Below are 23,504 nucleotides of genomic sequence, written 5' to 3' on the forward strand. Positions count from 1 at the left end.
TGCCGTCGGCGCGGCGCAGGGGGCAGGTGTGTCCGTCACCGGAAGTTCGTGCGGGCCGCACGGTCCGACCGTGACATCTCGCAGGGGTGGAGCGTGCGCGGGGCGGTCCTAGGATCGACGCGTGGTGAGCGAGGCAGGCACAGTCCGGGCGGACCGCCGGCTGCGCCGTGCCCGCCGGGCGACGCTGCTGTCGCTCGTCACCGGCGTCTGGGCGAGTGTCCTGCTGCCCGCGGTCGGCCTCGCCCGTGAGCCCGATCCGGGTCGGGCGGCGCTCGGCGCGGCCGGCGTCCTCGCCTTCGTGTTCGCCCAGACCGCGGTGCTGTACGCGGCCGTGACACCGTGGCTCGACCCGCGCCGGCGTCGCCGCTTCCACCTGGCTCTGGCCGGGGCGGCCGTGCTGACCGTTCCGCTGGTGGGGCCGGTGGCGGCCGGCGCCTGGCCGACGTGGGCCTGGCTCGGGGCGGCGCTGATCGGTATGGCGCCGCTGCTCGTCCGGCCGCGGGCCGCGTTCGCGGTGGCCGCCGCCGTCCTGCTGGTGTCGGTGGCCGTCGCCGAATGGACCGGCGGTTCAGTCGCGCGCCACCTGGCGGTGACCGGTGGGGTCGGGGTGGGCATCGCCGCTCTCAACGGCTTCCAGGTCTGGTTCTGGGACCTCCTGGTGGACGCGCGGCAGGGCCAGGCCGCCCAGGCCCGGCTGGCCGCCGCCGAGGAACGGCTGCGCTTCGCCCGCGACGTGCACGACGTCCTGGGACACCGCCTCACGGTGATCGCCCTGAAGGCCGAACTCGCCGCCCGCCTCGCCCCGATCGACCCGGAGCGGGCCGGTCGGGAGGCCGCCGAGGCCCAGCGACTCGCCGCGTCCGCGCTGACCGAGGTACGCGAGACCGTGCACGGCTACCGCGTCGTCGACCTCGACGAACAGCTCACCGCGATCGTGGGGGTGCTGCGGTCCTGCGGCGTACGGTGCACCGTCCTGCCGCCGCCGGCGGACCTGCCGCAGTCCGTCGCCACCGAACTGGCGGCGGTGCTGCGCGAGGCCGGCACGAACGTGCTGCGGCACAGCCGGGCCGACTGGTGCCGGATCCGTATCGGCCGGGAGGGCGACGTGGCCAGGATGACGGTGGTCAACGACGGTGCCGACGACCGGGGCCCGGACGCGCACAGCCATGGCCTGCGCGGCCTGGCCGACCGGCTCGCCGCTGCTGGAGGCGAACTGCGGGTACGCCGCGAGGACACCGTTTTCACCCTCGAGGCCACCGTGCCGGTGGCGACGTGATCCGCGTCCTGCTCGCCGACGACGAGGATCTCATCCGCGTCGCGGTCGGCGCGCTGCTCGACCTGGAGCCGGACATCGAGGTGGTGGCACACGCCCCCGACGGGCCGACAGCGGTCACCGCGACGCTCGCCCACCGCCCGGACGTGGCCGTGGTCGACCTGGAGATGCCCGGCCTGGACGGCATCGCGGTGGCCGCCGAGCTGTCCCGCGTCCGACCCGAGTGCGCCGTGGTGCTTCTCACCGGACACGGCCGGCCCGGTCACCTGCGGCAGGCGCTGACCGCCGGTGCCCGGGGCTTCCTGCCCAAGGGCTCGCCCGGTGGCGCGCTCGCCGACGTGATCCGCCGGGTACATGCCGGCGGCCGGTACGTCGACCCGTCCCTGGCCGCCGACGCGTTGACGCTGCCGGCGTGCCCGCTGACGCCCCGCGAACTGGAGACACTGCGGCTGGCCGAGTTCGGCGCGCCGGTCGCCGTGATCGCCCGCCGGGTGCACCTGTCCACCGGCACCGTGCGCAACCACCTCTCCGCCGCCGTGCAGAAGCTCGGCGCGACCGACCGCGCGGAGGCGGTACGGACCGCCCGGGACAACGGCTGGCTCTGACCTGTCGTCAGCCCTTGCTCTGCTTCACCCCACGCAACACTGGGCCGTCACCGTGCCGTCGAAGGGCTCGGCTGCCGGCAACGCGCCCCGGCGACGAACCACATCGACGGGCAGGCCCAGGCGCAAATAACCGAACAGCAGTCAGAAATTGTTTCTCCTGACCGGCGATGGGAGCGCATCCGCGGGGAAGCTCTCTCCCGTGGACAGTCCTTAGACCTGCTCAGGGAAGCGGGATCCTCATGGACCTAACCGACGCGCTGTGGCGCAAGAGCACCAAGGGTGGCAACAACGGAGGGGCGTGTGTGGAGGTCGCTGACAACCTTCGGGGCGTCGTCCTCGTTTGGGACACGAAGGACCGTGACGGTGGGACGCTGACGTTCGCGCCGGAGGCGTGGCGAGACTTCGTCGGCTTCGCGCGGGGCCAGCGCAGAGTCTCGTCTCGCGACTCGGCTTGGCCATGCCGTCTTCGCGAAATCGTCGATCATGGAGCATGAGCCTGCCACGTGCCCACGACAGCCTCAAGACGCTGTGCACCGGGCAGCCATCGGCGATCTGCTCTCGAAGTGTTTGAAGGGGATCGGCGGCGGGGCACAACGGTCTGCACCCCCCGGACATGGAGGTTCTGATGCGCTGGCTGCTCATCCTTGTGATCGTCCTGCTGGTGATCGGCGGGATCTGGCTGCCCCGCCGAGCGCGGGGAGCGGGCAGGTCTTTGCGAAACCGGTTCGACGAGCGACGCTGATCCGCGCGTCCTGCCTACTCCCCGGCCGATGAGGCCAGTCGCGCCCTCATGTCCGGAATGGCTTCAATGATGGCGTGGTGCCCAGGAAGACGATGGCGGGTCCGGTAAACCGGTACGCTCCAGCGCCGTCGGACTGTTCTTCGACCTGGCCGTCCGGCCCGGCTCGGAGGCGGAATCAGCCCCGCTGTCCGTGGCGGGGCCGGCCATCCGCACCGCTCGGTCATTGACGGGCGTGGCGCCCGCTAGCGTGGGCCTCGTGCGTACCGTGGAACTGGTCTGCTCGGCCGGGTTGGACGCCGAGGTCCGGGCCGCCTGGGATCGCCTGGCGGCGGCCGGGTTGCCGAGCCTGGCCCGCAACACCCACCAGACCAACCGGCCGCACCTGACCCTCGCCGCCGTGGACGAGTTCGGGCCGGGTGTCGAGCACCGGCTGGCCGACCTGTTCGACGCCGCGCTGCCGGTGCCGGTCACGCTCGACCGCGTGGTGGTGCTCGATGGCAGCGCCCCGCTGGTCTGGCTCGCGCGGCCCACCCCGGCGTTGACCGCGCTGCACGCCGCCGTCTGGGACGTCCTCGAGAAGGCCGACGGACACCGCCCCTGGCACGCGCCGGGAGCGTGGGTGCCGCACCTCAGCCTGGCGTTGCGGTTCCGCGACGCGGACCTGCGGATGGCCCGCGCGTTGACCGGCGGACAGCGCCCGACGGGCGCGTTCGACGCGGCCCGCAGCTACGACGGTACGGACCGGACGGTGACCCCGCTGACGGAACCGTCCCGGCCCTGACTCGGGCCGGGACGGATCAGCGGGGGGTCAGAAGGTGGCGACGTTGAGCAGCTTCTCCTGGATGCCGTCCGGGTCGCCGGCCGGCCAGCTGTAATTCGTGGTGCCGGCCGCCTGGAGGGCCGACTTGACCGCGCTCGGGGTGGCGGTGGGGTGGGTGGCCTTGTAGAGCGCGGCCCCGCCCGCGACGTGCGGGCTGGCCATCGAGGTGCCGGAGATGGTGTTGTAGGCGGCGCCCTTCCAGGTCGAGTAGATGCAGACGCCCGGCGCCGTCCGACTCGCGCAGTACCGCGCTCTCACCCGGCTCCGCGCCCTCGTGGGCGACACCCTCGCCGGGGTGATCCTGTGACCGCGTCCGAGCCGGTGCCGACGCCGCCGGACCCCATCGTGCAGGCTGACCAACTGCTCGACGCGATCAGCCGTGGCGAGCGTCCGCCGCCGGGTCATCCGGACGACGACGCCGTCATCGCCCTCCTGGCCGACTGGCACGCGGACGTGGTGCGGCGGTCGGAGGAGTTCGAGGCGACCGCGGAACCGGCAGCGCCGGCAGCAGCCCCACGCGCGGCTCAGCCGGACGTGGTGACGGTGGCGCACCGGCCCGCTCCGAGCCGACCACCGTGGACGGGCCGCCGCCGGCGTTCCCGCACCGGTGCCCCGACCGGCGTCGCGCGCCGCCGTGGCAGGCGACCCACGTACGTTGCCGCCGCGCTGGCCCTGGTCACCGTCGTCGGCGGTCTCTGGTTCGGCGCCGGCCGCGCGGAGCCGGGCGGCCTGTTGTGGCCGGTCACCGAGTTGGTCTACGCCGAGCGGGCGCAGTCCATGGTCGCCGAACGTGAGGTCGGAGGGATGCTGGAGCAGGCCCGGCAGGATCTTGCCGACGGGCGCCACGACGACGCGCGCCGACAGTTGGAGCGCGCCGAGGGCCTGTTGAGCGCCATGGGCGCGGACACGACCGCGGTTCGCCTGCGCAGGGAGGTCGAGGAGTTGCGGCTGCTGCTCCCGCCCGCCCCTGCGGCCGAACCGTCGTCCCCCGCCGGGGACATCGCCACCAGCGCCACGCCGGTGCCCTCCAGGACCGGGCCGGCCACCTCCACGAGCCAGGGATCCCCGGCGGCTGTCGCCAAGCCGAGCCGTAACCCGGCCGGGTCGAGATCGACCACGCCGGCCACGACGAGGCATCCGACCGGGCCGCCCGCTGGCGTGCCGGTCGCCCGGCCGAGCGCACCGACCGCGCGTGCGAAGCAGCGTCCGCCGACCCCCGGTGGCCGTCCGGGCGGCGTACCCGCCGATCAGGGCGGCGCACCGTCCCGCCAGGATGGCGCGCAGTCGCACCGGGACAGGTCGGTGACGACGCCCGGACACCCCGCAAGCCTGCGGCCGAGCCGGTAACACCAGTCGTCGTGGCGCGGCCCGCGGGCGCCTCACCTGCGCCCGCGGCTTCTTTGGGTGAGATCGGAGGATTGTTCGGTCTACGTCGGTCTCGATGATTACGGTGTTTTTCAGGGTGATTGACCCAGCGACGTGGCCGGAGAAGGGAACCCGTCATGCGAGTGCCCAGCCGTAGTCCGGGACAGCAACCCGCGTCGCCCACCGCTCCACCTCGCCGCCGACCCCCCGGCGCCGCCACCCGACGCCCGACCAGCGCCGCCCCCGACCTCGCCGCCTACCGGGCGGCCGTGGCCGACCTGCTCGTCGAGGTGGGGGCCCTGGCCGACGCCACCAGCACCCGGGCACGTCAGGTGCTCATCGACGAGCGGCTGCGCGAACCGGCCCTGGCGGCCGTGCTCGACGCCACCCCGCAGGGCCTGCTCGGGGCGCGCGAGACGCTGCTGCTGGAGATGGCCCGCTACCAGCCGAACGAGCGCACCTCGGCACGCGACCTCACCGCGCTGGTCCGGATCTACCTGCTCTCCCGCATCGACGTGCTGTGGTGGCAGGACGCCCCCGTGTTCCACACCGACGACCAGGTCAACGGCAGCGCGGAACTGGTCGACCTGGAGTGGCTGCGCCGCCGGGACCTGCTGCGCTTTCGCTACCAGGAGCAACCCGCGACCGTGCTGGGCCGGGCCGCGCGCGGACTACGCCGGCGGCTGCGCCCCGACGTGACCCCGCGCACCGCCGGTCTGCTGTTCCGTCGCGCCCGCCGGGAGGTGGTGGCGCTACTCAACGAACTGGGCCGGGAGTTCGCCGCCGCCGCGCCCGCGGGCACCCCGCCGCTGTGGGTGACGAGCCTGGTCCGGAGCACCGAGCACCAGTACCGGCTACGCCGCCTGGGTTACGCGGCGATGCTGCCCAGCGGCCACTGCCTCGGCTACTCGGCCGACGTCGAGCTGGCCTGGTTCACCCGGTTCGGCGCGCGCGACGCCCTCGCGGAGCTGCTGCTGGCCCGCCAGGAGGCCGGCGACCTGAACGTGATCGACGAGGGGCAGGCCTGGCACCTGTGCCTCGCGCCCACCGCCCGGCATCGCCTGCGCCGGGCGTACGAGGCCGAGATGGGGGTCTGAGCCCGTGTGCGGCATAGCGCTCAGCCTCGGCCCCGAGGCCGACCCGGCGACATTCCGACGGATGCTCGCCGTCCTCGCCCCGCGCGGCGAGGTCACCGAGACCCGCTGTGAGACCGGACTACTCGCCGGCACCCGCCGGCTTCGGGTCGTCGACCGCGACCGGGCCGTGCAGCCCTGGACCTCGACCGACGAGCGGTGGCTGCTCTGTTTCAACGGCGAGATCTTCAACCACCGGGAGCTGCGCGCGCAGCTCACCCGCCTCGGGCAGGTGTTCCGCACCGAGAGCGACACCGAGGTGCTGTTGGCGGCCTTCCAACAGTGGGGCGAGTCGGCGGTGACCCGGCTGCGCGGCGAGTACGCCTTCGCGGTCGTCGAACGCGCCACCGGCCGGGCGTACCTGGCCCGCGACCCGCTCGGGGTGAAACCGCTGTACTGGTCCCGGCGGCCCGGCTGCCTGTACCTCGCCTCCGAGGTCAAGGCGCTCGTCGGGCATCATGCCCCGGTCACCGAGGTGCCTCCCGGTCACCACGGCTGGGCCGAGCCGGACGGACCGGTGCGGCTGCGCCCGTACGTCGACCTGCTCACCATCGGCGAGGGCCTGCCGGTCATCGACGACCCGGACGAGGCCACCCTGCTCGTCCGGGCCGCCCTGACCGACGCCATCCGGATGCGGGTGGAGACCGACCTGACCGTCGGCGTCGTCCTCTCCGGCGGGCTGGACAGCTCGTTGACGCTGCGGCAGGTACGCGACCTCCACCCGGACTGCGTGGCGGTGACGGTCGGCGTGCCGGACAGTCCCGATGTCGCGTACGCCCGTCGGCTCGCCGCCGACCTCGACGTGCCGCACGTCGTGGTCGAGCTGCGCCCGCGCGACATCCGGCTGGCCGACGTCCGGGAGGCCATCCGGATCTCCGAGCTGACCGAGTACGGCGACATCATCAACGCCGTCGTGTCGGTGCCGATCTTCCGTCGGCTGCGCGACCTGGGCGTCAAGGTGGTGCTCACCGGCGACGGCTCCGACGAGCTGTTCGGCGGGTACCCGATGTACCGCCAGGTCGACCCGATCGCGTCCCGCCGGCTGTTTCTGCACCGGATCCGCAACCTCTGCCGTACCGAGTTGCAGCGCGTCGACCGGGCCGCCATGGCTCACGGGGTGGAGGCGCGGGTGCCATTCCTCGACCTCAGCGTGGTGGAGCTGGCGATGCGTCTGCCCCTGGACCTCAAGGTGCGCGACGGCCAGGAGAAGTGGATCGTGCGGCGGGCGTTCGCCGACGTGCTGCCCGACTACGTCGTGCGGCGGCCGAAGCACCCCATGTCGTACTCCTCCGGTCTGCACGAGCGGGTGCGGCTCTACAAGCCGCTGTTCGCCCGGATGCACCGGTCGTTCGGCTACGACCTGCTGGAGCCGGTCCGCCGCGACTTCGACACCGTGCTCAGCGGGTGCGGCAACGACCTGGACCGGGCCATCGCCGACGGGATGAACCGACCCGACTACACCGTCCTGGAGCACGCTCGTGACCTGGTCGGGGCGGCGAAGTGGAACGCCGCGCCGATGGTCCGCCGGCTGGTCGGCCCGCGCCCGCCCCGGCGCTCACCGGTGGGCTGACCCCGGCCCGACGCTTGACTCTGACACCGTGTCAGGGACCAGCGTGAGGGGATCATGTTCACCATCGGAGACTTCGCCCGACTGGGCCGCGTGTCGGTGCGGATGCTGCGCCACTACGACAGCATCGGTCTGCTGCGGCCGGCCAGCGTCGATCCGCACACCGGCTACCGCTTCTACCGGGCCGAGCAGTTGCGTCGGCTCAACCGGGTGATCGCCCTCAAGGACCTGGGGCTCACCCTGGAGCAGGTGCGCGCGATCCTGGACGAGACCGTCGACACCGCCGAGCTGCGCGGCATGTTGCGGCTGCGTCGCAGCGAGCTGGCCACCCGGCTGGCCGCCGACACGGCCCGGCTCGCGGCGGTCGAGGCGAGGCTCCGGATGATCGAATCGGAGGGTCGGATGACCAACCAGGACGTCGTACTCAAGCAGATCGCGCCGGTGCGCGTGGCGGAGCTGACCGCCGTCGCGCCCAGCTACGAGAGTCAGGACATCGGTCCGGTGATCCAGCCGCTCTACCCGGAGCTGTTCCGCCGGCTCGACGCCGCCGGGATCACCCCGTCCGGGCCGGCCATCGCCTGGTACGAACCGGCCGAGGACGAGGGCGAGGCGGTGGTGGTGCACGCCGGGGTGAGCGTCGGCGGTGGGGTCACGGCGATTCCCGACGTGACGGTGCGGGACCTGCCGGCGGTCGGGACGGCCGCGACGATCGTGCACCACGGCTCGATGGACGACGCCGACCGCAGCGTCCAGGCGCTCGCCCGGTGGATCGAGGAGAACGGGTACCGCCCGGACGGGTTCGCCCGCGAGGTGTACCTGGACTATCGCCAGGACTCCCCGGAAGCCGGCGTGACCGAGCTTCAGCTCGCCGTCGACCGCGACTGACAGCGCTCGCCCTCGCGCCGGCGGCTGGTCCCGAGCGCCAGGTCCGATCACCGCCAGCACCCGCACCGGCACCGGGGCAGGCTGGACGCATGACGACCACCGCCACCTTCCTCATCCACGCCGTGCCGGCCGCGGTGCTGGAGCTCGTCCGTCGGACCGGCCGAGACGCCGCCGGCCATCGCGTCGAAGGGCGCCTGGCCGGCGGCGGGGAGCCGCTACGGTGCTGCCTACGCGACGCGGAGGTGGGGGAGGCGGTGCTGCTCTTCGGGTACGCCCCGCCGATCGCCGCCGCCGCGTACCGGGAGATCGGGCCGGTCTTCGCGCACGCCGCCGCCTGCCCCGGCCCGGACCACGGCGGCGGCCACCCGCCGGGCTGGCGGGGACGGGCCCAGGTCCTGCGGGCGTACGACCGGCAGGGACGGATCTGCGGCGGCCGGCTGCACGACGGCACGGACCCGGAGGCGGTGATCGCGGAGCTGTTCGCCGATCCGCAGGTACACCGACTGCACAGTCGCAACGTGATCTACGGCTGCTTCATGTTCGTGGTGGAGCGGGCCGCCGGGTGACGGCCCTCAGCCGACCAGGAGCAGCGCGCCGACCGCCGCCAGCGTGCCCACGACGGCGAGCAGGGCGCTGGTCAGCACGAACCGTCGCACCGGCACCGCCACCCCGGCCGCCCGGCACCGCTCGAACCACAGCAGGGTGGCCAGCGACGCCCAGGGCGCGGCCAGCGGGCCGACGTTCGTGCCGATCAGCAGGGCCAGCAGGCGGGTGTGGTCGACGGTCGGCAGCACCGACTCGCCGGCCAGGTACGCCGGTAGGTTGTTGACCGCGTTCGCCAGCAGCGCACCCGTGCCGCCGGCACGCAACGCGCCGACCGCTCCGCCGTCGGCGCCGACCAGACCGGCGACCAGGTCGTCGAGCCCGTGCCGGCCGAGGGTCTGCACCACCAGGAACAGGCCGACGACGAAGAGCAGCAGTCGTACCGGCACCAGTTGGGCGCGCAGCGTCGCGGGGGAGCGGATCACGAAGCCGACCAGCACCAGCGCGAGGGCGACGGTGGAGGCGAGCCCGATCTCCACCCCGGCGAGGATGCCGGCGACGAAGAGCAGGCAGCCGGCGAGGGCGGTGCGGTGCAGCACCGGGTCGGCCGGCACGTGCGGGGCCGGCGGGATGAAGCGTCCGCCGTCCGGTCGTTCCCGCCGCCACCAGGCGTACCAGAGCAGCGCCATGGTGGCCGTCACGGCGGCGAGCTGCGGCAGCGCCATGCGCTCGGCGTACGCCAGTGGGGTGAGGCCGACCCGGTCGGCGGCCAGCAGATTCGTCAGGTTCGACACCGGCAGCAGCAGGCTGGCGGTGTTCGCCAGCCAGACCGTGGTGACCGCGAGCGGCCCGGCGGGGACGCGCAGGGTGCGGGCCAGGGCGAGCAGCACCGGGGTGAGCAGCACGGCGGTGGTGTCGAGGTTGAGCACGAGGGTGGTCACCGTGGCCAGGCCGCCGCAGAGCAGGAACAGCGCCGCCCAGCGGCCCCGGGAGGCGATGGCCAGTCGACTGGCGAGCACGTCGAAGACGCCCGCGACGGCGGTCAGCTCGGCCAGCACGATCACGGTGCCGAGGAAGAGCAGCAGCGGCAGGATGCGGTGCAGGGTGCCCGTGGTCTCGGCGCGGGGCAGCAGCCCGGTCAGCGCGCAGACCGCGCCGGCCACCGCGAGCACGACGGCCACCAGGTCGAGCGGGTGGGGACGCCAGCGCGCGGTCGGCTCGGGCGGGGCCGGCGGCGCGCCGGCGGCAGACTTCACAGGTGACCACGTTGACACAGCGCCCGGTCAGGCGCTCGTCAACCCGGGCCCGGGTGACCAGGCCCACCTGACGTGGCCGGGCCCGGCCTCTCGAGGAGCGGCCGGGCCCGGGTCGGACGTCGGTTCTACCAGCTCAGGTAACCGGGCTGGGTCTGCACGTTCAACTCCTTGAACCGGGTCAGGTTCGCCGACCAGGTCCGCCAGTCGTTCAGCTCCAGGACGTCCAGACCCTTCTGGATGTCGTTGGAGTAGATGTTGCCGTTGTAGTAGTACGTCGACCAGGCGCCGCCGGTGACGGCCTGGGTGGCGGACAGCGGGCCCCGCTCCCAGTAGGCGATCTCCTTGGGGTGGCGCGAGTCGGTGAAGTCCCAGACCGAGATGCCGCCCTGGTACCACGCCTGCACCATGATGTCCCGCCCGAGCACCGGGACCAGCGAGCCGTTGTGCGCCACGCAGTTCTCGGTGTCGCCGTTGGTCCGGGGGATCTTGTAGTAGCTGCGGAACTCCAGCTTCCGCGCGTTGCCGCGGCCGGTGATGTCGTAGACGGCGTCCGCGCCCCGGTCGGGGCCGACCGTCTCGTTGCAGGTGGCCGCGCCGCCGCCGCCCAGTTCGTCGGTGAAGACGACCTTGGTGCCGGCGTTGTTGAAGGTGGCCGAGTGCCAGAACGCGAAGTTGACGGTGTCCCGGACCTGGGTGATCAGCCGGGGCGCTTCGCGGTTCTTGATGTCGAGCAGGATGCCGTCACCCATGCAGGCGCCGGCGGCGATGTCCTTCGCCGGGTACGCGGTGATGTCGTGGCAGCCGGTGGTCGCCGAGCCGGTCTCGCTGCCCGGGAAACCGCCGTCCGGGAAGAGGTTCGGCGTCGAGATGACGGCCGCCTCGGTGGGCTTCTTCACCGGCACCTTGACGATGGAGATGGAGTCGTGCGGCGGCTGGCAGTCGGGGAACTCGGCCCGCGGGCTGTACGACGAGACGTACAGGTAGACGTTCTTGCGGTCCTTGCCCGGCACCAGCGTGTGGGTGTGCGACCCGCAGGCGGTCTCGACGGACTTGATGTAGCGCGGGTTGGCCTTGTCGCTGATGTCGAAGACCTTGATGCCCTCCCACGACTCCTTGACCGACGCCGGCTGCGCGACGCTCGCACACGAGTCGTCGCTGCGCGACGAGTCGGTGGAGACGAACAGCAGGTTGCCGTAGACGGAGATGTCGTTCTGCGAGCCCGGGCAGTTGACCTGCGCGGTGATCGTGGGCGCGCTGGGCCGGGAGATGTCGTAGATGACGAACCCGTTGTAGTTGCCGGCGAAGGCGTACTTGCCCTGGAACGCCATGTCGCTGTTGAGCGCGGCCGTCGTGTCGAACGGCGCCTGCTTGGGGAGGTTGGCGATCTGCCGCAGGTTGGGGCTGCTGCGGATCTCGTCGACGCCCGGGATGTCGCTGGCGGCCGCCGGTGCGGCCGGTGCGGCCTCCTGTGCGCTGCTCGGTGTCGCCAGGGCGACGCTGGTCAGCAGCAGGCCGGTCGCGGCCAGGCTGACGATGCGGAGTTGTCGGAGCCGTGCGGTGGCCAACTTGATCATTGGCGGCGCCCTTCGAAAGGGGGGATGACGTTGTCGGTACCTTACCGAGCCTCGGAGATCATCGATGTGATCCGGGTCACATCTACGTCGACTCGTCAATGGATAGGATCGCTGCGACCTCGACCTGAGGGGAGTGCGGCATGACTGTCCGACGTGGTCGGTTACTCGCCGTCGTCATAGCGGCGACCATCGTCGCGGCGCTGGTGGCGCTGGCCATCCGCGCCGCCGGTGAACCCGGCCCGCCGGCCGCCGCGCCCGCCTCGGCGACGCCCACGCCGACGACCGGCCCGACCGGTCCACCGCCGCCGCCGGTCCTCGTGCCCGGCCGCCCCGGCGAGCCCGCCGTCGCCCGGTCCGCGCACGAGCTGCGCGACGACAGCCCACCCCGCTACAACGGCCTGGACACCGTCTACGTCCAGATGATGATCCCGCACCACGAGCAGGCGCTGGAGATGAGCACACTGGCGACGGACCACGCTGCGGATCCGCGGATCCGCGCGTACGCCGACCGGATCCGCGCCGGCCAGGGCCCCGAGATCAAGGTCCTGCGCGGCTGGCTCTCCACCCGCGGGCTGCCCGAGACGGCGCCCGGCCACGACCACGCCGGCATGCGCGGCATGCAGTCCCCCGAGGCGATGCGGCGACTGGCCGCCGCCCGGGGCGTCGAGTTCGACAGGCTCTTCATCACGATGATGACCGATCACCATCAGGGCGCCGTGACCATGGCGACCGACCTGCTGTCGGTCGGGGTCGACGCGACCCTCAACGAGCTGGCCACCTCACTCGCCACCGAGCAGGCCATCGAGATCAACCGCCTGCGCGAGCTGACGCCGCCCTGACCGTCGACGACCCGTACGCTGGGTGACCGTGAGACGCACGCTGTTCGGCCGCCCCCTGCGCGGCGTCGCCTTCGACGTGGCCGTCTCCGTCGTGGTCGCGTTCGTCGGTCTCACCTCGGCGGTGTCGCAACCCGGCGGTTGGGCCGCCGTCGGCGTCGGCGTGGGCATGGCGGTGGCGCTGCTGTTCCGCCGCACCCACCCGAGCGCGGTGACCGTCGTCGTGGCGGCGCTCGCCCTGGTCCAGGTGATCACCCGGTGGGGTCCGCAGGCGTTCGACGTCGCCGTCCTGATCGCGCTCTACAGCGTCGTGAAATACGGCCGGCGGCTGCGCGACGGTGTGCTGGCCGGCGCGGTCGCCGCCGTGGGCGTGCTGCTCGCCGCCGCGCAGACCCCCGGCGTCATCATGTGGTGGGTGACCGCGCTGTGGTACGCGCTGGTCACCGGCGCGGTCTGGCTCGTCGCGCTGAACGTGCGGACCCGCCGCCTCTACGTGCTGAGCCTCGAAGAGCGCGCCGCCACCCTCGAACGTGAGCGGGAGGCCGAGTCGCGGGCGGCGGTCGCCGAGGAGCGCACCCGCATCGCCCGCGAACTGCACGACGTGGTGGCGCACAGCATGGCGGTGATGATCGTCCAGGCGGACGGTGCCCGCTTCATGCTCGACCGCGACCCCGAGCAGGCGCGCGCCGCCGTGAAGGTGGTCGCCGACACCGGCCGCTCCGCGCTGGAGGAGATGCGGCGGCTCGTCGGGGTCCTGCGCGACTCGGGCCCCGCCGGGGCGGACGTCGTGGCCGCCGACCCGGAGCACCGCCGGTTGGCCCTGGCCGAGCTGCCCGACCTGCTGGCCCGCTTCCGCGACGCCGGGCTGTTTGTCCGGGACGCCGTCAGCGGCGAGCCCCCGGCCCTGCCGCCGGGCCTGGAGCTGACGGTCTACCGCGTGGTGCAGGAGGCGCTGACCAACGCGCTCAAGCACGCCGGCGTCGGCGCCACTGTCGACCTGCGGATGACGTACTCCGCCGACGCCGTCGAGGTCCGGGTCGTCGACGACGGTCGGGGCCGCCCGGTCGTCAGTCCAGCGCCGCCCGGCGGTCACGGTCTGCTCGGCATGCGCGAGCGCGTGGCGGTGTACGACGGCAGCCTCACCGCCGGCCCCCGGCCGACCGGGGGCTGGCAGGTGCGGGTACGGCTCCCGCTACCGTCGGAGCCCTCAGCGGAGGTGATCGCGGCATGACGGTCCGGGTGGTGATCGTGGACGACCAGGCGCTGGTGCGCGCCGGATTCAGGATGGTGCTGGACTCGCAGCCCGACCTGACGGTGGTCGGGGAGGCCATCGACGGCGCCGACGCCCTGCGCGTGCTGGCCCGCACCGAGGCGGACGTCGTGGTGATGGACATCCGGATGCCGACCATGGACGGGGTGGAGGCCACCCGCCGGATCTGCGCCGACCGGCCGTCGGGTCCGCCTCGGGTGCTGGTGTTGACCACCTTCGACACCGAGGCCGACGCGTTCGCCGCGCTGCGGGCCGGCGCGAGCGGTTTTCTGCTCAAGAACGTTCCGCCGGAGGAGCTGCTGGACGCCATCCGCGTGGTCGCGCGGGGCGACTCGGTGGTCGCCCCGTCGATCACGCGGCGGCTGCTGGACCGCTTCGCCGGCCAACTTGGCGTCACCCCGACCGCCGACCCCCGGCTGGCCCAGCTCACCGAGCGGGAGCGGGAGGTGCTGTTGCTGGTCGCGCAGGGGCTGTCCAACGCCGAGATCGCCGCCAAGGCGCACGTGGCCGAGGCGACGGTGAAGACCCACGTCGGGCGGATCCTGGCGAAGCTGCACCTGCGCGACCGGGTGCAGGCGGTCGTGCTGGCGTACGAGAGCGGCCTGGTCACACCCGGGCGCTGACCCGCCGTACGACCGCGGTCGTACGGCCGGCGCGTCCGTGCGCCACCTGCGGCGTACGCGGGTCGAGAGCGCAGGTGGAGATCGATCCGACCGGACCGGCCATAGCGTCGGAGGGGTCCGATCCGCGCCGGCACCGGGAGCCCGCACATGATCCGCCTGACCCTGCGTACGCTGCGCGCCGAGGCGCTGCGCATGCTGCTGTCCGCGCTCGCCGTCGTACTCGGTGTCGCCTTCGTCGCCGGCACGCTGATCGTCGTGGACGGGATGCGCGCGGGCGCGTACCAGCGGGCCGGCGCCTTCGACCGGCACACCGACCTCGGCGTCTACCCCGACGGCCCCCGGCCGCTGCCGGCGAGGCTGGTCGACGACGTCCGTACGGTCGACGGGGTGGCCGCCGCGGCCGGTGAGCTGCTCGGCGCCGGTGGACTCCTCGGCGCTGACGGGCGACCGGTGCTCGGCTACGCAGTGCTCGCCGCCATCCCCACCGAGACGGCCCTGCGCTCGTACGACGTGGTCGCCGGTCGCCTCCCCGACCGCGCGGGCGAGGTGGTGCTCGACGCGCCGACGGTGGCGAAGGAGGGCTTCACCCTCGGCGCTCCGGTTCTCGTCGGCGGTACCGGCGGGGCGGCCCGTCCGTACACCCTGGTCGGCACGGTCGACGTGGCGGGCAGCGTCCGCGACGTCGGCGGCCCGTTCATCGGTCTGGTCGGCGCGGACGCGCTCGCGGTCAGCGGCGGGCGTGGCTACGACCGGATCATGGTGGCGGCCCGGCCGGGAACAGCCCAGGCGGCGTTGGCCGACCGGCTACGCGCCGCCGTCGGGAGCGCCGACGTCGACGTGAAGGGCCGCCAGCAGATCCTCGATGAGGCCGTCGAGGACGCCGTCCGCAATCTGAACCAGTTCCTGCTGCTGCTGCTCATCTTCGTCGGGGTCGCGGTGGTGGTGGCCGGCTTCGTGATCGCCAACACCTTCGCGATCGTGCTGGCGCAGCGCACCCGCCGGACCGCGCTGCTGCGCCTGGTGGGTGCGACCCGGGGGCAGGTGTTCCGGGCGGCGCTGCTGGAGTCGGCGCTGCTCGGCCTCGTCGCCTCCGCCCTCGGCGTCGTGCTCGGGGTGGCTCTCGCCGGCGGACTCCGGCTGCTGATGTCTCGACTGGACGTGCCGCTCTCCGGCGGGTTGACCGTCGCCGGCTCGACCGTGCTGACCAGCCTGCTGCTCGGTACCGGGCTCACCGTCGCCGTGGCCCTGCTGCCGGCCTGGCGGGGCACCCGGGTCGCCCCGGTGGCCGCGCTGACCGACGCCGCCGTGCAGCCCGCTCGGGGAGCGGGCCGGGTGCGGCTGGCCCTCGGCGCGGTGGTGCTGGGCGCGGGAGTCGCGGCGCTGGCCGGCGCGGCCGACGCCGGTCAGGTGCTCCTCGTGGCCGTGGGCGGTGTGCTGGCCTTCTTCGGCATCGTGCTGTTTGGCCCGGTGCTCGTCCCGGCGCTGGTCCGGCTGATCGGCTGGCCGGCCCGCCGGGTGTTCGGGATGACCGTCGGTCTGGCGGTGGCGAACGCGGTTCGCAACCCGCGTCGGATCGCCGCGACGGCGACCGCCCTGGTCATCGGGATCGGGTTGGTGTCGGCGTTCGTGGTGGGCGCGCGCAGCACCAAGGACGGCATCGAACGCAGCGTCGACGCCGAGATCGGGACGGACTTCGTGGTCAGCGGCATCGGCCAGAATCTGCCCGCCGCGCTCGCCGGTGAGCTGGCCGCGCGCCCCGAACTGGGCGTGGTGCACGAGCAGCGCAGCGTCGTGACCGGCGACATCGAGGTCCGGGCCGCCCACCCGGCGCTGGTCGGCCGGACGTTGTCCGGCGTGGTGGCCGGCGACGTCGACCGACTCGGGCCGGGGCAGGTGCTGGTGCACCAGGAGCTGGCGCGGGCGCACGGCTGGCAGGTCGGTTCCGCCGTCACCATCGAGGGGCGGGCGTTCCGGGTGGCCGCGGTGGTGGCCGACGACGCGCCGGCCATGGTCTCCAGCGCCGCGCCCGAGGGACACGTCATCGAGCTGGACGACCGGGACTTCGCGGTGCTCTTTCCCCGCGAACGCGGTTTCCTCGCCGAGATCGACCCGGCTGACGGCGTGAGCGCCGAACGGGCCCGCGCTGCGATCGAGGCCGTGCTCGCCCGCTACCCGACGGCGAACCTGATGGACCAGGGGGCGTACAAGAAGATGCTCACCGGCACGGTGGACATGCTGCTGGCCTCCGTCACCGCGCTGCTCGGCCTGGCCGTCGTGATCGCCCTCGTCGGCGTGGCCAACACGCTGAGCCTGTCGGTGGTCGAGCGCACCCGGGAGAACGGCGTCCTGCGGGCGGTCGGGCTGTCCCGCGGCCGGATGCGGGCCATGCTCGCGGTCGAGGCGATCCTCATGACGCTGGTCGGCGCGATCCTCGGTATCGGGCTGGGCACCGGCGTCAGCGCCGCCGGGATGGCGCTGCTGGCCCGCCTCGGCGGGGACTTCCACGTGGTGCTGCCACTCGGCCAGCTCTCCTCGATCCTCGGCGTGGCGGTGCTGGCCGCTCTGCTCGCCTCGGTGCTTCCGGCCCGCCGGGCACTGTCGCGGCCCGTCGTCGAGGCGCTCGCCGACCAGTGAGCGTGTCGTCCACGGGTGCCCGAAGCGACATCCGCCGGCCGGCCCCGCCGCCTTCCCCGGCGGCGGGACCGGCCAGCGGTGCCGGGTCCGGGGCACGCCCTACAGGCGCTCGACCACCTCGCCGGAGCACCGGTTGCGGGTGTCGAAGACGTAGCGGGCGTGCCGGACCACCAGGTCGTAGTCGAAGCAGTCGTGGTCGGTGACCACCACGACCGCGTCCGCGGCCCGCACCTCCCGCTCGGTGAGCCCGACGACCGCGACCCCGGCGGGGATCTGGTGGGCCTCCGCGTACGGCTCGACCGCGTGCACCTCGGCGCCGAGTGCCTGCAGACGGCGGGCCACGTCGACGGCGGGGGAGTCCCGCATGTCACCGGTGTTCCGCTTGTACGCGAGCCCGAGCAGCAGCAGTCGCGCGCCGCTGACCGCCCGGCCGGTGCGGTTGAGCCCTGCCATGATCCGCTGGGTGACGTGCTCGGGCATCTCGTGGTTGATGTCGTTGGCCAGCTCGATGAACCGGAACTGCCGGCCGAGGCGTCGCTTGACCTGCCAGGACAGGTAGCACGGATCGATCGGCAGGCAGTGCCCGCCGACACCCGGGCCGGGCCGGAACGGCAGGAACCCGAAAGGCTTGGTCGCGGCGGCGTCGATCGCCTGCCAGACGTCGATGTCGAGGTGGTGTGAGAGCATCGTGAGCTCGTTGATCAGCGCGATGTTGACCTGGCGGAACGTGTTCTCGATCAGCTTGGTCAACTCGGCCACCCGGGTGGAGTCGACGGCGACGGTGCGCTCCACGAGCCGCTGGTAGAAGCCCTGCACCCGGTCCAGCGACGCCGCGTCGATCCCGGAGACCACCTTCGGGGTGTTCTCCAGTCGCCACGTCGGGTTGCCCGGGTCGATCCGCTCCGGGCTGTAGCCGAGGTGGAAGTCGCCGGGGCTGGTCAGCCCGCTGGCCGACTCCAACAGCGGCCGAAGCAGCTCCTCGGTGGTGCCGGGGTAGGTGGTCGATTCCAGGATGACCGTGCAGCCCGGCCGCACGTACGGGCCGACGCGGATACCGGCCTGCTCGACGAAGCTCAGGTCCGGGGTGCCGTCGCGCAGCGGGGTGGGCACGGTGATGACGCAGACGTCGAAACCCTCGGCGTCGGTGTAGTCGGTGCTGGGGCGGTACCGGCCGCTGCCCAGCGCCCGGCCCAGCCGGTCGGTGGGGATGTCCTCGACGAACGACTCACCCGACGCGAGCCGCTTCACCCGGTCGGCGTCGACGTCCAGGCCGACGACGTCCAGGCCCGCCTCGACGGCACGCATGGCCAGCGGCAGTCCGACGTACCCCTGGCCGATCACGACCAGCTTCTCAGCGCTCACCCGGGCTCCCGCAGACGGTGGAAATGACCTGCGGAGAGCCTAGAGCGGTTTTCGGCGACGTAAGTCCGTTTTGGGGATATCGGTGCTGGTGGGGCGGCTGGTCAGCCGCCTACGTCACCGGAGCCGGTCGACGGTTCGGTGGAGGGGCTCGGGTCGGTCGCCGGCGAGTTGCTCGGCGACGACGGGGTCTTCGGCGGGTCGCTCGGCGGCGGCGCGGTGGTCGCGCTCGGCGTCGGCGATGGAGAGTTGGCCGACTGGCTGGGCTGGACGCTCGGCGTGGCGCTGACCGACGCGGACGTCGTGGTGTCCGGGACGGTCGGCCGGTTCGGCCGGCCCGGGTCGTTGGTCATCTGCTCGTTCGCCGCCGGCAACTCCACCTGCTCGGTCGGCCCCGGCGTCGGCGCGACCGTCGGCAGCTTGACGGCCGGATCGTTGCCGGTGTTGCGCGCCGCGCCCAGGGCCGCGCCGAGGCCGACCAGGGCGACCAGCATGGCCACCGCGGCACCGACCAGCGGCCCGCGGCGTCGCGGGCGTGCCGGGTCGGTCGTGCCCGCCACCGCCGCGCCGACCGGCACGTCGGTGCGGGTGCCCGGACCCGCCTCGCGCAGCGGCACCGATGACGCCAGCGCCGTCGGTGGTTCGCCGCCGGTCACCGCGGTACGGGCCGCCTCCGCCATCGCCGAGCCGCTCGTGAAGCGGTCCAGCGGGTCCTTCGCGAGGGCCCGCGATACCAGGGCGCGGACCGCCTCCGGGATGTCGTGCGGCAGCTCCGGGGGCTCGTCGTCGAGGTGCCGGACGGCGACCTGGAGGGGGTTGTCACCGGTGAACGGCGGGCCGCCGGTGAGGCAGCAGTAGGCGACCGCGCCGAGGGCGTAGATGTCGGTGGCGCCGCTGACCGGCCGGCCGGCGGCCTGCTCGGGCGCCATGTAGAGGGCGGTGCCGGGCACCGCGTTGGTGCTGGTGATGCTGGTCACGTTGGTGGAGCGGGCGACGCCGAAGTCGACCAGGACGACCGTGCCGTCCTCCTGCACCAGAAGGTTGCTGGGCTTGACGTCGCGGTGCACGATGCCGCCGCGGTGCGCCGCGCCCAGCGCGTGCCCCGCCTGGGCGACGATCGACATCGTCTCGGCCACGTCGAGGCGACCGGCGGCCTCGATCCGCTTGGACAGCGGTTCGCCCTCGACGAACTCCATGACCAGATAGTCGGCTCGACCGCCGTCGGGCAGGTCGTCCTCCCCGCAGTCGTACACCTGCACGATGCCGGGGTGCCGCAAGGCCGCCATGATCCGCGCCTCGGCACGGAAGCGGGCGATGAAGTCCGGGTCGGAGACCAGCGCCGGCAGCAGGACCTTGACCGCGACCTGCCGGCCGAGGACGAGGTCGGAGGCACGCCAGACGTCGCCCATGCCGCCCGTGGCGACACGTTCGTCCAGGCGGTACCGACCGCTGAGCACGACCTCCGATGACAACACGGCATTACCGTACCCAGAGTGGCGGCCAACGGCTCGCTGCGGTGGACCCGGTGCGGGGTCGCCCCCGTCGGTCCGCCCGGGGCGACCTCCGGCGGCCGGGCCGGTGTGTGACGCTTCGATGACGCCAGGTCACAAAAGCCGACACATGTCGGCGTACGCCAGCCCGGTCGCCGCCGCAGACGCTCACCTGAGCCGGGGAGCGCCCGAGGGGCGTCGTCCGTTACGCCGGCACGCCGGTCGGATGGTTTGATAATTGTCACTCTTCTGTAATGCGATCCCAACTTGTCGCAGGAAACGTCCCCTCCTACCGTTAGCCCGGCTCGGGGCGCAGACGGGCAGCCCGTTCCGGGCCATCACCGGGTGTGGACACCCCGGCCGGTGCCCGGACGGGGCCCGAATCGAAATCGGCGGGGGCGGTGCGGGTGCGGGAGCGGGTGAGGGCGGCGGTTCGCCGTGCGCGCACGACGCCGACGCGTGTCGCGCCGATCCGCTCCGGGCGGCCCGTGGGCCGCCGATGACGGGCGAACTGTCCGAGGCGGTCACCGCCGCGCAGTCCGGGGACGAGGACGCCTTCCGCTTCCTGTACCGCAGCCTCCAGCCGGGACTGCTGCGGTACCTGACCGCCCTGGTCGGCGCGGACGCCGAGGACGTCGCGTCGGAGACCTGGTTACAGATCTCCCGCGACCTGCCCACCTTCACCGGCGGCGAGTTCCGCGCCTGGACCGTCACCATCGCCCGCAACCGCGCGATGGACCACCTGCGGCGGCTGCGGCGACGACCGTCGCTGCCGGTACCGGTGCAGGCGCTCACCGAGATGGCCGGCGACGGCGACACCGCCGAGCGGGCCGACGAGACGATCAGCACCGAGGCTGCGCTGGCGTTGATCGCCACGCTGCCACCCCGCGAGGCCGAGGCGGTGCTGCTGCGGGCCGTGATCGGGCTCGACGCGGAGTCCGCCGGCCGGGTGCTCGGTCGCCGGGCCGGCGCCGTCCGGACCGCCGCGCACCGCGGTCTGCGGCGACTCGCCACCCTGCTGGACCGGCAGGCCGTACCGACGCCGTCGGTCGACGGCGACGCCACCGCCCCGCTGCGCGCGCCCGACACGTCGAGCGCGCCGGCCGACGGCGGCCCACCGGCGGTCGGCGCCGAGGTGGTTCCGCCCCTCGTCGCCGGATCGGGCGTTCCCGGCAGACCTCACACGCCGAGCAGGCGGAGGGCTGACGTGAAGGGATTCCGGATGAACCCGCACCGGCGTGCCGGCCGCGCCGAGACCGAACGGCTGCTCGACGCCGCCCGCATCGACACCGCCCCCCGCCTGACATCGCCGACCCGGGCGCGGCGGGCGTCCGGCAGTCCGGGGCTTCGCCGGACTCCGGGGCCGAGCCGCTGGCCCGGCTGCTCGCCGCCGCCGCTGGCCCGGCCCGACCTGCGGAGCTGGCGGGCGAGGAGGCCGCGTTGGCCGCGTTCCGAGCCGCCCGCGCCGTCCCGGCGCCCGCCGTGGCCCGACGGCCACGCCGTCTGCGGCTCAGGACCGGCGCGGTGGCCTGGATCGGGGCGTTGGCGGCCACCGCCACCGCTGGCGTCGCGTTCGCCGCGGCCGGGTTGGAGAAGGCACCCGAACCGCCGCCGGCACCGAGTAGCGCGCCACCCACTGCCAGCGCGCAGGTGAGCACCGGGCCCGTCGCGCCGAGCGGATCGACGCCGCCCGGCCGTCCCTCCCTGTCCGTCTCGCCGTCGGTCGGCACGACCCCCGGCGGTCAGCTGCACGGGCTGTGCCAGGCCTGGCGGTCCAAGAAGCCCGAGCAGCGGGAGAAGGCGCTGCGAACGCCGGCCTTCGAGCGGTTGGTGACGGCCGCCGGTGGGGTCGGCGCGGTCGAGGAGTACTGCCAGCGGCTGGTGCCCGAGGCGAAGCCCAGCCCGTCGCCGCTGTCCCCGTCTCCGTCCGCTCCGCCGCCGCCGTCGCCGCCTGCGGAGCAGTCCGCGCGGGCGACGCCACCCGGTCAGGCGAAGGTCAAGCCCTCGCACCCGGCCGGCCCGGCCGGCGACTGAGCGTACGGGCGCGCGGTTCGTTCTGCCCTGCACCGGGAAACGCGTCTGTTAGACAGGGATTGGTGGTCCCGTCGACGCTCGGAAAGGGGAGTGTCGGTGGCCGGGTCTACGGTGGCACCCGTGCTCCGGAGCTGACGCACGGCGCACGCGGTCGTCGCACGACGAGGGAGGCTGCACCGATGGTGACGTCGCCGGAGCTGGACCAGAGCGAGATCCTGCGCGAGTCCGCCGCCGCGGGCCGACACCTCGCGCGCATCTGCTTCAAGACCGGCCCTCCCACGTACACCGGCGTCGAACTGGAATGGACCGTGCACGACGCCGCCGACCCCACCCGAGGAGTCGACCCGGCGCGGCTGCGGACGGCGCTGGGGCGGCACAGCCCCGTCACGCTGGATCCGGCGAGCCCCGCCGAGCCGCTGCGACACGGCGGCACGGTGACCCTCGAACCGGGCGGCCAGCTGGAGATCTCCACCCCGCCGCGTACCTCGGCCGGCGCGTTGATCCAGGCCACCGAGGCCGACATCGCCCAGGTCGCCGGTCTGCTGGCCGCCGCCGGGCTGACCCTGGGGCGCAGCGGCATCGACCCGCACCGTCGGCCCCGCCCGGTGTTGGACACTCCCCGCTACCGCGCCATGCGCCGCGTGTTCGACCGGCGCGGCCCGGCCGGCCGGACGATGATGTACAGCACCGCCGGCCTGCAGGTGTGCCTCGACATCGGCGAACCGGACCAGGTCGCCCCGCGCTGGGCGGCGGCCCACGCCGTCGGCCCACCGTTGCTCGCGGCGTTCGCCTCGTCGAGTCGGCACGCCGGCCGGCGTACCGGTTGGGCATCCGCGCGGATGGCCGCCTGGCTGGCGATCGATCCGGCGCGTACCCGCCCGGTGTGGGCGCCCGAGCGCGCGGACGACGACCCGCCGGCCGCCTGGGCACGCTACGTGCTCGCCGCCCCGCTGCTGTGTCTGCGCCGGCCCGGCCCGGACTGGGCCCCGCCGCCGGGTGTCACCTTCGCCGACTGGCTGGACGGCGCGCTGCCCCGCCCGCCCACCACCGACGACCTCGACTACCACGTCAGCACCCTCTTCCCGCCGGTGCGCCCGCGCGGTTACCTGGAGCTGCGGTATCTGGACGCCCAGCCCGACCGGGACTGGCGGCTACCGCTGGCGGTGCTGAGCGCGCTGTTCACCGACGCGGGCACCGTCCGCGCGGCGTACACGATCGGCGCGCCGGTGGCGCACCGCTGGTCGGCCGCCGCCCGGCGCGGCCTCGCCGACCCGGCGCTGGCCGTCGCGGCGGCCGCGCTGCTCGACCTGGCCCTGGCCGCCCTACCGCGGCTGGGCCTGCCGGCCGGCACCGAGGACGACATCCACGACGGTGTACGGCGGCGGCTCGCCGCCATCGCAAGGGTCGACCGGTGAGCGCGCGAGAGCGAGCCTCGAACGAAAGGTGCGACGGGTGAGCGCGAGGAGTGAGCCGGGTCTGCGAGCCCCGCAGTCGC

At 73.7% G+C, this 23,504-nt stretch carries 21 protein-coding genes and 1 pseudogene; 17 read left to right on the forward strand and 5 right to left on the reverse strand.

Annotated features, from left to right (window positions below; genetic code table 11):
• The first annotated feature begins 121 nt into the window (after positions 1 to 121).
• From ACQP03_RS16660 to ACQP03_RS16680, 5 genes and pseudogenes are all read left to right on the forward strand, one after another.
• The gene (locus ACQP03_RS16660) at positions 122 to 1,276 is read left to right on the forward strand and encodes a sensor histidine kinase (RefSeq protein ID WP_357118932.1); all 1,155 of its coding nucleotides are present in this window, start codon (positions 122 to 124) and stop codon (positions 1,274 to 1,276) included.
• Positions 1,273 to 1,878 carry a response regulator transcription factor gene (locus ACQP03_RS16665; RefSeq protein ID WP_357118929.1) on the forward strand — a complete coding sequence of 202 codons (606 nt, stop codon included), beginning with the start codon at positions 1,273 to 1,275 and terminating at the stop codon, positions 1,876 to 1,878. Before ACQP03_RS16660 ends, ACQP03_RS16665 begins: the two co-directional genes overlap by 4 nt.
• A gap of 239 nt (positions 1,879 to 2,117) precedes the next feature.
• A pseudogene (locus tag ACQP03_RS16670) lies at positions 2,118 to 2,297 on the forward strand (DUF397 domain-containing protein); the annotation flags it as partial.
• Between the two features lie 206 nt (positions 2,298 to 2,503).
• On the forward strand, positions 2,504 to 2,620 hold the full coding sequence (locus ACQP03_RS16675) for a twin-arginine translocase TatA/TatE family subunit (RefSeq protein ID WP_357118926.1): 117 nt from the start codon (positions 2,504 to 2,506) through the stop codon (positions 2,618 to 2,620).
• Between the two features lie 256 nt (positions 2,621 to 2,876).
• Positions 2,877 to 3,401 carry a 2'-5' RNA ligase family protein gene (locus tag ACQP03_RS16680; RefSeq protein ID WP_433461076.1) on the forward strand — a complete coding sequence of 175 codons (525 nt, stop codon included), beginning with the start codon at positions 2,877 to 2,879 and terminating at the stop codon, positions 3,399 to 3,401.
• A gap of 27 nt (positions 3,402 to 3,428) precedes the next feature.
• On the opposite strand, the gene ACQP03_RS16685 is transcribed toward ACQP03_RS16680, so the two are convergent.
• The gene (locus ACQP03_RS16685) at positions 3,429 to 3,698 is read right to left on the reverse strand and encodes a S8 family serine peptidase (protein WP_396833122.1); all 270 of its coding nucleotides are present in this window, start codon (positions 3,696 to 3,698) and stop codon (positions 3,429 to 3,431) included.
• Positions 3,699 to 3,743: 45 nt separating this feature from the next.
• Between ACQP03_RS16685 and ACQP03_RS16690 the strand changes: the two genes are divergently transcribed.
• The 5 genes from ACQP03_RS16690 (at position 3,744) to ACQP03_RS16710 (ending at position 8,956) form a co-directional block, all read left to right on the forward strand.
• Positions 3,744 to 4,787, forward strand: a complete 1,044-nt coding sequence (locus tag ACQP03_RS16690; protein ID WP_433461077.1) for an anti-sigma-D factor RsdA — start codon at positions 3,744 to 3,746, stop codon at positions 4,785 to 4,787.
• A gap of 155 nt (positions 4,788 to 4,942) precedes the next feature.
• Positions 4,943 to 5,902: a DUF5715 family protein gene (locus tag ACQP03_RS16695; RefSeq protein WP_357118917.1), complete on the forward strand. Its 960-nt coding sequence runs from the start codon at positions 4,943 to 4,945 to the stop codon at positions 5,900 to 5,902.
• Positions 5,903 to 5,906: 4 nt separating this feature from the next.
• Positions 5,907 to 7,508 (forward strand): asparagine synthetase B family protein, encoded by a 1,602-nt coding sequence (locus ACQP03_RS16700; RefSeq protein ID WP_433461078.1) that lies wholly within the window; start codon positions 5,907 to 5,909, stop codon positions 7,506 to 7,508.
• 54 nt (positions 7,509 to 7,562) lie between these two features.
• Positions 7,563 to 8,390, forward strand: coding sequence for a MerR family transcriptional regulator (locus ACQP03_RS16705; protein ID WP_357118911.1), 828 nt, complete (start codon positions 7,563 to 7,565; stop codon positions 8,388 to 8,390).
• Between the two features lie 89 nt (positions 8,391 to 8,479).
• Positions 8,480 to 8,956, forward strand: a complete 477-nt coding sequence (locus ACQP03_RS16710; protein ID WP_357118908.1) for a DUF1203 domain-containing protein — start codon at positions 8,480 to 8,482, stop codon at positions 8,954 to 8,956.
• A 6-nt stretch (positions 8,957 to 8,962) separates the two neighbouring features.
• Here ACQP03_RS16710 and ACQP03_RS16715 read toward each other — a convergent pair whose 3' ends face one another.
• Together ACQP03_RS16715 and ACQP03_RS16720 are read right to left on the reverse strand one after the other, a co-directional pair.
• Entirely contained in the window at positions 8,963 to 10,189 is a 1,227-nt protein-coding gene (locus tag ACQP03_RS16715) for an SLC13 family permease (RefSeq protein WP_357118905.1), read from the reverse strand.
• A gap of 125 nt (positions 10,190 to 10,314) precedes the next feature.
• Positions 10,315 to 11,763 (reverse strand): LVIVD repeat-containing protein, encoded by a 1,449-nt coding sequence (locus ACQP03_RS16720; protein ID WP_357118902.1) that lies wholly within the window; start codon positions 11,761 to 11,763, stop codon positions 10,315 to 10,317.
• Between the two features lie 140 nt (positions 11,764 to 11,903).
• Between ACQP03_RS16720 and ACQP03_RS16725 the strand changes: the two genes are divergently transcribed.
• The 4 genes from ACQP03_RS16725 (at position 11,904) to ACQP03_RS16740 (ending at position 17,126) form a co-directional block, all read left to right on the forward strand.
• A complete protein-coding gene (locus tag ACQP03_RS16725) occupies positions 11,904 to 12,602 on the forward strand; it encodes a DUF305 domain-containing protein (protein ID WP_357170500.1) in 699 nt (232 codons plus the stop codon).
• Positions 12,603 to 12,624: 22 nt separating this feature from the next.
• The gene (locus ACQP03_RS16730; protein WP_433461079.1) at positions 12,625 to 13,830 is read left to right on the forward strand and encodes a sensor histidine kinase; all 1,206 of its coding nucleotides are present in this window, start codon (positions 12,625 to 12,627) and stop codon (positions 13,828 to 13,830) included.
• Positions 13,827 to 14,492, forward strand: a complete 666-nt coding sequence (locus ACQP03_RS16735; RefSeq protein WP_357397441.1) for a response regulator transcription factor — start codon at positions 13,827 to 13,829, stop codon at positions 14,490 to 14,492. The genes ACQP03_RS16730 and ACQP03_RS16735 overlap by 4 nt, the downstream gene beginning before the upstream one ends.
• Before the next feature lie 147 nt (positions 14,493 to 14,639).
• Positions 14,640 to 17,126, forward strand: a complete 2,487-nt coding sequence (locus ACQP03_RS16740; RefSeq protein ID WP_433461080.1) for an ABC transporter permease — start codon at positions 14,640 to 14,642, stop codon at positions 17,124 to 17,126.
• A gap of 99 nt (positions 17,127 to 17,225) precedes the next feature.
• Here the strand turns inward: ACQP03_RS16740 and ACQP03_RS16745 are convergent, their stop codons facing one another.
• Complete coding sequence (locus ACQP03_RS16745; RefSeq protein WP_357118887.1) at positions 17,226 to 18,488, reverse strand: nucleotide sugar dehydrogenase; 1,263 nt, start codon at positions 18,486 to 18,488, stop codon at positions 17,226 to 17,228.
• Between the two features lie 101 nt (positions 18,489 to 18,589).
• Positions 18,590 to 19,960 carry a serine/threonine-protein kinase gene (locus ACQP03_RS16750; protein ID WP_357118884.1) on the reverse strand — a complete coding sequence of 457 codons (1,371 nt, stop codon included), beginning with the start codon at positions 19,958 to 19,960 and terminating at the stop codon, positions 18,590 to 18,592.
• A 514-nt stretch (positions 19,961 to 20,474) separates the two neighbouring features.
• Here ACQP03_RS16750 and ACQP03_RS16755 point away from each other — a divergent pair.
• The 3 genes from ACQP03_RS16755 to egtA all read left to right on the forward strand — a co-directional run bounded on the left by ACQP03_RS16755 (position 20,475) and on the right by egtA (position 23,424).
• Positions 20,475 to 21,629 carry a sigma-70 family RNA polymerase sigma factor gene (locus tag ACQP03_RS16755; RefSeq protein ID WP_433461081.1) on the forward strand — a complete coding sequence of 385 codons (1,155 nt, stop codon included), beginning with the start codon at positions 20,475 to 20,477 and terminating at the stop codon, positions 21,627 to 21,629.
• The gene (locus ACQP03_RS16760; RefSeq protein WP_433461082.1) at positions 21,626 to 22,009 is read left to right on the forward strand and encodes a hypothetical protein; all 384 of its coding nucleotides are present in this window, start codon (positions 21,626 to 21,628) and stop codon (positions 22,007 to 22,009) included. Before ACQP03_RS16755 ends, ACQP03_RS16760 begins: the two co-directional genes overlap by 4 nt.
• Before the next feature lie 179 nt (positions 22,010 to 22,188).
• Positions 22,189 to 23,424, forward strand: a complete 1,236-nt coding sequence (gene egtA / locus ACQP03_RS16765; protein WP_357397427.1) for an ergothioneine biosynthesis glutamate--cysteine ligase EgtA — start codon at positions 22,189 to 22,191, stop codon at positions 23,422 to 23,424.
• The last annotated feature ends 80 nt before the right edge of the window (positions 23,425 to 23,504 follow it).

The organism is Micromonospora sp. CA-248212 (genome assembly GCF_050948405.1).
Lineage (GTDB): Bacteria > Actinomycetota > Actinomycetes > Mycobacteriales > Micromonosporaceae > Micromonospora.